We start from the raw sequence: 5,181 nt of genomic DNA, 5'->3' as shown, positions 1-5,181 counted from the left end.
GTAGAGTTTCCTCCTTAGATTTTGAGTTTTAGAGTGGTGTCTATACTCATATCTTACTGAGGAGCTCTATTTTTTTCAAAGTTGAAAATTAACGTTCTACAGGAATGCTATAGGGCGCGTTTATTGAGGAACGCGTCTTTTCGTGTATCGGGCCATATTCTTGAATAACACTTGGTGGTTAATTTGGATATATATGCAAAACGGTTTTCCTTAAGAAAGTCATACTTAGAGCGACCTTAGAGTACAAAACTCTTAAGATCACACTTTAATTGAAGTATAATTTTACCAATAGATGAAAACGTTTATTTGAGTAAGGGGGAGTGGAATGATTATTGGTGTGATTGTAGGAGTTCTACTATTAGTGGGTTTAACAGTTGGAATAATGGCTACAAACGGAAAAGATCGGCCTAAACTAAGAAAGGAGAACATCCCGGAAGATCTCGGTGCACTGAATCTTGTCCCAATACAGCCTATGCTTCATCTGCTAAATGCGGCATTAGACTATGAATATATACAACAAGTAAAACAGCGATTCCTTCAGGAGAATCCCAATCGGAGTGAGGTTGAGTTTGAATGGCTGCTGTTTGAGTTAAAGCGCTATTTTTTAGTATCCAACCTTCTCAAGAAAGCGCCTATGTTTAGTAAAGATGTGGATGAAATATGGCATGAGATGATTCTTTTTACAAAAGAATATCAGGATTTTTCGGAGGGATTTTTAGGAGAAATGCTTCACCATATCCCGAACACCAATCCAAAGCCGGCACCACATGATCGCGCCTTATTTGATTGGGTTTTCTCGCAGCTTTTTAAAATTACCGAATTTAGCTGGAAGGCCTGGGGAAGTTTTTTTAAACACCCATTGTCCAGTGAGATTTTAAAAGAGTTTAAGGAAAGTAGTCAAGATGAATTAATTAAAAAATATTTTCGTCAAAATGAAGATAACAAAGAGCTGGCTGAATATTTAGTGAATCGAATGAAACAACAACTAAATGAAGCGGAAAAGATCTATCGGATTGATAAAAAAGGCTCATTTACAAAGCAACGGACATACGGTGATATGACCTTCTTGTCCCTTGTAATGGTTTTCTTCTCCTATTATTATTTTGATGAATATTGGGAATACGCAAAAGTATATGCCTTTACTCAGGCAGCGAACAATACAAGCGGTTGCTCCACCGCCGTTTTCTGCGGCACAGCTTCCACAGATCGTTCCGGAAATGGCCATGGTGATGGTCCCGCAGATAGCAGCGGGGATAGTGGAGGCGGTTCCTCCTCTTCAAGCTGCAGCGGAGGTTGTTCATCTTAGGTGAATGGATAGAAAATAAAATGAATAGCAGTCGAGTAGAAGGGAGCCTTTCTACCTTGCTACTGCTTATTTTGGGTAGAAATTAAATAGGTTATTCTTAAACAAACGGGTGTTTTGTTCAATAAGGCATTTCAATGATCTTCAACAAACGGGCGCATTTCTGAAGCAAGAAATGCGCTCTATCTTTATTTAAAGGGCCATATCATTGAACAAGCTTCATCAACTAAAGAGGTAGTATTAGTTAATGAAGATAAATACTAAATTATAACAATTTAATTGCGAATAAAAGGTAGTTACAGTAAACTGTAAAAGTAACAGTTTACTGTAACTACCTTTTATTATTTTTAAGGAGGCTAAATACATGAATACTTATACTGCTAAGGAGCTAGTTGAATTACTTCAATCTGAGGAAGTCGAGATAAATCTAAGAACAGTTAGATATTACACACAAATAGGATTATTACCCCCTTTACCTGTGGAAGGAAACAAAAGAGTCTATACAACACAACATATGGATTATATTAAGGCAATTATTTCACTTTCAAAAACAGGATTGTCTTTAGCGGAGATTCAAAAAAAGGTAAGCAACCTTACGTTTGAAGAAATTAAAAATATTGGAAAAAAGCTATTTCTTTTTAAAGAAGAAGTTTTCCTTAAAAATGAGACAATTAAAGTTAGTAAAGATGCGTTTATAACAGTAAGTTCCAAAGTTTCCGCAGAAAAACAACAAGAAGTAGTAAATGCTGTATCAAAAATTTTATTAGGTGAGGTGGAACACAATTGATAAAAGCTCAATTAGCAAAATCATTTATAGAAAACAATGAAGGTTTGAATCATTTGTTGATAAAAATTTCACCTGAGAATATTGATATTAGCTATGTAAAAGTCGATGTGCATTTACCATATGGTATTTCTCGTCTGCCCAATCTCACTAAGTATGATGAAAATGCTCAGGGTTCCATCTCATTTAGAGAACTAAATGAGAAAAAGGAAATAATGTTTGAGCTTTACACCACCGAGGAGGATGTTCCATTAGGGCATTGTTCAATCAATATTCTCTTGAAGTATCGAATTGGAATGTTAGAACACGAAGAAAATATTTCCATTACTTTAAGTATAGTTGATGAAAATGATGTGGCTGATGTGGTAATAAACAATGAGGTAATAACAAAATTAAAAGAGTTACCGAATGACTTAAAAGAAGAGCCAAAAGAAAACTACGAATTGGATGTAAAGTCGAAGGTAATACGACGAAATAATACTTTTTCTTATCTGGAAGAAAAATACCGAGTAAATTATTAAAAATAAAAAAGGTAGGTGCCAAAATGGAATCAAAAGTAAGTAATATTAACAAAATTAATGTTCACTATTTAGACTCTATTACGGACAAAAGACCTTTACTTTTGTTACATGCTCTTGCGGGTAACTCTAAAAGCTGGCTGAAAATCAGTAAGGAATTAGAGAAAGATTTCCGAGTTATTATTCCAGATTTACGAGGACATGGTTCCACAGAAAAACCTGATGGAGCATACGATACAGAAACTTTTTGTTTGGACATCATTTCCTTATTAGACTCACTTTCAATTGAAAGTGTTGATATAATTGGTCACTCGCTCGGTGCTAAAATTGCTATGTGTTTGGCGGAATTATATCCAACACGCATTTCAAAAATTGTAGTGGAAGAAGGTCACATTAAAGCACTTCCATACATATATCAAGGATGGTATGAAGGTGTTAAAAATAATAAAGGTCCCTATTCTATGTTTAGTATGATTAAAAATAACTTTAATACCCGAGAAGAAGCCATCAGTTTTATGTCCAAGAACATTGGAGATTCCAATACCGAGTGGTTCAGTTTAAGTTTACAGCAGGAAAATGGCGGAGTTAATTGGACTTTTTCTTTGGATTCATTGTTAAGTATTTCTCAAAATGTGATGAGCAAAGATTCTTTAGATTTAAATAGTAATATAAAGCATCCTGCCTTACTCCTCTTTGGAGAAAGCGGAGCATTTTCTACAAAAGAAATATCCGAACTTACTCAAGTTTTTTATAATAGTAAGACAGTGATTATAGCAGAAACAGGACATTGGATACATGGTGAATCTCCCTTATCTTTTCTTAATCATGTTGTTCCTTTTTTAAAGGATTAAGAAATTTGGTGTCTACTGATTTTTGAAATTAGAAAAGATGAAATGTTTATTAAAGGTAATTCTTATTGAAGTAACAGGTGCTAGTTCAACAAGACATAGTAATTAAGATCTTCCACAATCGGGCCAGATTGTAGAGTAACCCTTATATTACGTAGTAGACTTTATACTGCGCAGCAAAGGTCTGCACTTTTTAGACGACTTTGTGAAAAAATGTACTTAAAGTAACGAGCAGGTTAGTGAAAAAAGGAACTTTTAATTTCATTTATAGGATGGCAAGTTAAGGAGAGTTTAAATGATTGAAAAAACAACATTAGATAATTTCGAAGAATATGATGACCCTATTTTATATGATAGGGAAAATGACACATATACAGAAGATATCACTTTTTTAGAAAAATGGGCATCGAAAACAAAAGGAATAATTATTGATTTGGCTTGTGGTACAGGTAGAGCAACTATACCTTTAGCAAGAAAAGGATTTAGAGTAATAGGAGTGGACCTTCATAAAGGTATGCTTAATGAAGCCAAAAATAAAACTACTAACCAAAATTTACAGGTAGATTGGGTTGAACAGGATTGCTCCAAGTTAGATTTAGATGTAAAAAGTAATTTAATATTTTCCGTAGGTAATTCGTTTCAACATTTTCTTACAAACGATGCTCAAGATGGTTTGTTAATGTCTGTGAACAGGCATTTAGAAACCAACGGAGTTTTTATATTCGGGACTAGATTTCCAAGTGCGGAGGAATTATTTCAACCGAGTAAAGAGGAGTATTGGAGAACATATATTGATAAGGATACTCTAAATAAAGTAGATGTTTATACGGTCAGTAGATATGACTCCTTAAATCAAGTGCAGCATAATACAACGATAAGAAAATTTAAAAATACGGATGATGTAGTAGTCAATGAAGTAAAAACAAATATAAGCCTACGTTACGTATTTCCAAAAGAAATGGAACGGATTTTAACTGACAATGGCTTTGAAATAATCAATATTTACAAGGACTGGAACGAAACTCCTATAACAGAGGATAGTTATCAAATGGTTTATGTTTGCAGAAAAGTTAGGAATTAAGTAAAAAAAAGTAATTGTTTATATATTTTTCTTTATTTAACAAACGGATGCGATAGCTGAACAGGGCTGTCGCTTCTTCAACTAATGAGGCAGATTCTTCAAGAAGAATTATTGTTAATCAGTTGGAGAAAATACCTACAAATTGTAATTTGAAAGTAGGTAATTAGATTGAATACGAAATTTGTTATGAGTATTTGTTTATGCTGCTTACTAATGATAACTCCAGTTCAGGCAGAAGAAGATAATACTCGATATGAAATGCTTTTGGAGGATGTAATATATACATTTTTTTATCCTTTAGAAAAAAAGGCTACTAACGAATATTTTGGTGAGTTTAAGCAATCTATGTTTTGTAAATTTGTAGATGTAAAAAGAAAACCTAACATGGGATATGCTTACGAAATAACATATCAATTTAAAACATTTGAAGGGGCACATAACCCACCATTTTATTTGTTTACTATGACCGTTGAAAATGAAGAATTAACAAACTGGGTTATTAAAGAAGTCCAAGTGAAAAAATTGAATGGTGAAAAGGTTGAATGTCGTAAGCCGATACAAATTCAATAACCCCCTCTGTTAGGATAGATGTCGTACGATACTTTAGTGTTATAGTTTAAGTAAATAACACGGAGGTCGATCGATAT

General features: G+C 33.6%; 6 protein-coding genes. All 6 read left to right on the top strand.

Annotated features, from left to right (window positions below):
* The first annotated feature begins 325 nt into the window (after positions 1–325).
* Entirely contained in the window at positions 326–1,306 is a 981-nt protein-coding gene (locus tag PQ474_RS25495; protein WP_273848383.1) for a glycine-rich domain-containing protein, read from the top strand.
* A gap of 361 nt (positions 1,307–1,667) precedes the next feature.
* On the top strand, positions 1,668–2,090 hold the full coding sequence (locus PQ474_RS25490) for a MerR family transcriptional regulator (protein WP_273848382.1): 423 nt from the start codon (positions 1,668–1,670) through the stop codon (positions 2,088–2,090).
* On the top strand, positions 2,087–2,608 hold the full coding sequence (locus PQ474_RS25485) for a hypothetical protein (protein ID WP_273848381.1): 522 nt from the start codon (positions 2,087–2,089) through the stop codon (positions 2,606–2,608). The genes PQ474_RS25490 and PQ474_RS25485 overlap by 4 nt, the downstream gene beginning before the upstream one ends.
* 23 nt (positions 2,609–2,631) lie before the next feature.
* Positions 2,632–3,456 (top strand): alpha/beta fold hydrolase, encoded by an 825-nt coding sequence (locus PQ474_RS25480; RefSeq protein WP_273848380.1) that lies wholly within the window; start codon positions 2,632–2,634, stop codon positions 3,454–3,456.
* Between the two features lie 292 nt (positions 3,457–3,748).
* Positions 3,749–4,534, top strand: coding sequence for a class I SAM-dependent methyltransferase (locus tag PQ474_RS25475; RefSeq protein ID WP_273848379.1), 786 nt, complete (start codon positions 3,749–3,751; stop codon positions 4,532–4,534).
* A 168-nt stretch (positions 4,535–4,702) separates the two neighbouring features.
* The gene (locus PQ474_RS25470; protein ID WP_273848378.1) at positions 4,703–5,104 is read left to right on the top strand and encodes a DUF3888 domain-containing protein; all 402 of its coding nucleotides are present in this window, start codon (positions 4,703–4,705) and stop codon (positions 5,102–5,104) included.
* The last annotated feature ends 77 nt before the right edge of the window (positions 5,105–5,181 follow it).

The sequence above is a fragment of the Halalkalibacter alkalisediminis genome (genome assembly GCF_028610705.1).
Lineage (GTDB): Bacteria > Bacillota > Bacilli > Bacillales > Bacillaceae_D > Halalkalibacter > Halalkalibacter alkalisediminis.
This window is presented reverse-complemented; position numbering and strand designations above follow the sequence as displayed.